Origin of the sequence: Brevundimonas sp. (genome assembly GCF_036399195.1) — a bacterium.
Taxonomy (GTDB): Bacteria; Pseudomonadota; Alphaproteobacteria; order Caulobacterales; family Caulobacteraceae; genus Brevundimonas.
In genome coordinates this window covers 1-3,710 of record NZ_DASWNO010000097.1, presented here as the reverse complement: position 1 = coordinate 3,710, position 3,710 = coordinate 1, and the positions used below count along the sequence as shown (strand labels likewise).

Annotated in this window: 4 protein-coding genes; all 4 read right to left on the bottom strand. The window is 69.9% G+C overall.

The window, feature by feature from the left end:
• Nucleotides 1-85 precede the first annotated feature (85 nt).
• On the bottom strand, nucleotides 86-1,294 hold the full coding sequence (locus tag VGB60_RS04650; protein ID WP_331037108.1) for an acyl-CoA dehydrogenase family protein: 1,209 nt from the start codon (nucleotides 1,292-1,294) through the stop codon (nucleotides 86-88).
• 173 nt (nucleotides 1,295-1,467) lie between these two features.
• The gene (locus VGB60_RS04645) at nucleotides 1,468-1,773 is read right to left on the bottom strand and encodes an SCP2 sterol-binding domain-containing protein (protein WP_331037107.1); all 306 of its coding nucleotides are present in this window, start codon (nucleotides 1,771-1,773) and stop codon (nucleotides 1,468-1,470) included.
• Between the two features lie 93 nt (nucleotides 1,774-1,866).
• Nucleotides 1,867-2,562 (bottom strand): hypothetical protein, encoded by a 696-nt coding sequence (locus tag VGB60_RS04640; protein ID WP_331037106.1) that lies wholly within the window; start codon nucleotides 2,560-2,562, stop codon nucleotides 1,867-1,869.
• Nucleotides 2,563-2,792: 230 nt separating this feature from the next.
• Nucleotides 2,793-3,710 (bottom strand): DUF6880 family protein (locus VGB60_RS04635; protein WP_333783770.1); only part of this gene is annotated, 918 nt, incomplete at its 5' end.

The following is a 3,710-nucleotide window of genomic DNA, read 5'->3' as shown; positions in this document are numbered from 1 at the left end:
CCCCGCCGCCCCGTCCGTTCACCGCGCATCGCCATGGGCCCTCATATGGCCTGCGCGGAGGGCGGCGGAAAGGGACGCCAGACGCCTAGCCGCCACGCCCGCCGTACTTGGCGTATTCCAGCCGCGCCACGGTCCGGTTGTGGACCTCGTCCGGGCCGTCGGCGATGCGCAGCGTGCGGACCATGGCGTACATCTCGGCCAGTGGCGTGTCGGCCGAGACGCCGGCCCCGCCGAAGGCCTGGATGGCGTCGTCGATGACCTGAAGCGCCATGCGCGGCGCGGCGACCTTGATCTGGGCGATCTCGGACTTGGCGTTCTTGGCCCCGGCCTCGTCCATCAGCCATGCGGCCTTGAGCACCAGCAGACGGCACATCTCTATGTTCGTGCGGGCCTCGCCGACCCGCTGCTCCCACACCGAATGCTCCGCCAACGCCTTGCGGAAGGCGGTGCGGGAGAGCAGCCGCTGGGTCATCAGCTCCAGCGCCCGCTCGGCGACGCCGATCACACGCATGCAGTGATGGATGCGGCCCGGCCCCAGCCGGCCTTGGGCGATCTCGAAGCCTCGTCCCTCGCCCGCGATCAGGTTCTCGACCGGGACCCGGACGTTCTCCAGCACCACCTCGGCGTGGCCGATGGGGCGCTCGTCATAGCCGAACACCGACAGCATCCGCTCGACCCGGAAACCGGGCGTGTCGACGGGCACGATGATCTGGGACTGCTGGGCGTGGGTGGCGGCATCGGGGTCGGTCTTGCCCATGACGATGGTCACGGCGACGTTCGGGTGCGCCATGTTGGTCGACCACCATTTGCGGCCGTTGATGACGTAGTGGTCGCCGTCGCGAACGATACGGGTCTGGATGTTGGTGGCGTCGGACGAGGCGACTTCGGGCTCGGTCATCAGGAAGGCGGAGCGGATTTCGCCAGCCATCAGGGGCTTGAGCCATTTCGCCTGCTGCGCCTCGCTCCCGTACATATGGAGCACTTCCATATTGCCGGTGTCGGGGGCGTTGCAGTTGAACACCTCGGCCGACCACAGGTGGCGGCCCATCAGCTCGGCCAGCGGGGCGTATTCGAGGTTGGTCAGGCCGGCCCCGTGGTCGCCCGGCAGGAACATGTTCCACAGCCCGGCTTCCCGCGCCTGGGCCTTCATCTCCTCCATGGCGGGGGGCTGGCGCGTGTGATCCTCGCGGACCTGCCCGCGGTACTCCTCCTCGCGGGGCAGGACGTGGTCGTCGAGGAAGCGTTTCACCCGCTCCTGCCAATGCAGGGCCCTGTCGCTGTGGCGGAATTCCATGGTGGCGCCTTCGGCTTCTCCCTCCCCCTCCGGGGGAGGGTGGCCGCGGAGCGGCCGGGTGGGAGGGGCTGGGCGAGACGGGCGTCGGTGCGTGTCGCGCCGAGCCCTCCCACCCCGTCGTCGCGAAGCGCCGACGACCCTCCCCCGTAGGGGGAGGGACAATCTTGGCGGTCCTACCGCTTCAGCAGCGGGGCCAGTTTCTGGGCGATCATCATGTCGCCGGCGATCTTCAGCTTGCCCTGCATGAAGGCCATCATCGGATCGAGCTGACCGTTGGACAGGGCCATGAAGTCGTCCCACGCCATCGACACGGTCGCGTCGGCCGGTTTGTCCTCGTTGGTGACGGTGTTCGGCACGGAGGCGCCGTCGATGAAGATCTTGCCGCTGTCGCCGAGGTCGATCTTCACGGTCTTGCCCAGACCGGAGTTGTCGCCCACGGCGCCGCGGATGTGTTCGGTGACTTGAGCCAGATCGGCCATGCGGAGGTCTCTCCCTGTGAAGGCGTAGGCTGTGGACCTAGACCCGGCGCGGCCGTCTGCCAAGATCACGCGAGGTCAAGATGACCGCGCGCGTCAGCCGACCTCCGGGCCCCAGGGCCCTCGAGTTGGTTCGTCGACGGGGCGATCGACGCCACGGTCGCGGAAGCGGTCCCGTGGCGGAGGCGGCGGCGGAGGCGGAGGCGGGCCATATCGGCGTCGTTCCATCCGCGCCTCGAACTCGGCGCGGCGTTGATCCTCCAGCGCCTCCAGACGCGCCTCCCGCGCGCGCCGCTCAGCCCGGAAGTCAGGCATGGGATTGTCGAAGCCGAACCAGCGGCGCTCCTCGCGCCTCGGCGGTTCCCGGTCGTCGCGGTAGCGATCGTCGTCGTTCGAGGCGTAGCGCCGAACCTCCGCCCGCCGGACCGGAGGCTGATATTCGGGCGGGCCGGCGTTTTCGCCGTCCCACGACACGTCGTAAGGCGCGAGCCGCTCGGGCGCTCGGGGCGGGACATAGCGGAAGCCGTCCACCAGCTCCCCGACGTCCATGACCGACCCCGGCTGGATCTTCGGCTCGACGGGCGTGACCACCTCGATCTTCAGGGCCTCGCCGGGGGCGACCGGCGAAGCCTCCGGCAGGTTGACGTACTTCAGCCCCATGAGGCCGATGGCGACCGCGGCGACAGAGGCCGCGGCCCCGACGTGGGCGGGCCTCAGCCGGCGGGCCGCGGGCGGCTTCGGCCTCGGTCCCGGGTTGGAATCCGGGTTGGGTGAGCGGGGATCGGGATACATGGGACACCGGCGGCTGGACACTGAGGAAACCCCCCAGACTCCGTCGGGTTCACCACTCAGCGCATCAATGCACGAGAGCCACGCAGACGCCACAGCTCGTCGAGCGATGAGGCATTTGGTCGAAAGGCCCTGGGAAGCCCGAGGGGGGTTCGAATGCGTCTCGGACGTCGGTCAGGAGCCTGATAGACGGACGCGGATTCCCGTCTTGCCCCGGCGCTGACATGCACCGGCTAGCGCCACAGCCGCTGCCGCGCTGTCGGCGGCCGCAGCTCAACGAGAAACGCCTGGTGGCTCGGGATGTCGGCTTCAGGCGCGTCGGCCGCCAACGCTTCCGCCTCGCTGACCAGTCCCTGAACCTCTTCGTCGAATTCGGAGCCCAAACGCATGAGCGCCGTGGCGCGGGCCCTCAGCAAAAGCAGTGCGGCCGCGGGGAAGCGCGAGGCGAGTCTCCCCGCCCAGAGCGGCACGTCGTCGTGCCCGCCGCGCAGCTGGGTCCGGCGCGCCATGATCAACGCCGCCGCCTCGCGATGCGCCGGCCAGTTCATCAGGAATGCGAGCCCCTTCATCGGATCGGGATGAGCCGCGGCCAGTTCGAAAGCCCGGTCGAGCGCGATGACGTCCTCGAAGTCCGGAAGTTTGGCCAGCAGCCGCCGGAGCGTGTCTTCCGCCAAGGTTCGCTCGAAAATCCTCCAGCGCGCCTCGTCCGCCTCTGCCGCCCGGCCCTCCGCCTCCAACACGGCGATCTCGGCGGCATGCCAACTTTCCGGCTGCGACGGCGACGGGTCCGCCCTGCCCCGCCCGAAGCGGGTCGCCGCCGCGGTCGTCCTGCATCCTTCCAGAGCGGCGCGCGCCTCTGCCGCTCGACCCGCTTCGGCGAGACGCCGGGCGATCTCCGATCCCACCTCGGGTTTGTACCGGTCCGCATCGGGAATGGCGAGTATCCAGGCGTCCAGATCTCCGGCCCGATCCGCCAGCTTGCGCACGACCAGCGCCAGACGCCCGGAGGGTCGCGGGCGGCCGTCGGTCAGGTCTGCCAGAAGCCGGCGGGCGAGCTCGGGGCTGAGCGCCGCGGCGCCGCGTCCCACCCACGACGCCCACTCCGACAAGCGCGTGGACAGCGCCTCTCCGAGCACGGGACCGGCCGCCTC

What these genes read in the sequence shown, in the direction of transcription:
- VGB60_RS04650 (WP_331037108.1), bottom strand. Translation starts at nt 1,294, where the DNA reads ATGGAATTCCGCCACAGCGACAGGGCCCTGCATTGGCAGGAGCGGGTG.
- VGB60_RS04645 (WP_331037107.1), bottom strand. Translation starts at nt 1,773, where the DNA reads ATGGCCGATCTGGCTCAAGTCACCGAACACATCCGCGGCGCCGTGGGC.
- VGB60_RS04640 (WP_331037106.1), bottom strand. Translation starts at nt 2,562, where the DNA reads ATGTATCCCGATCCCCGCTCACCCAACCCGGATTCCAACCCGGGACCG.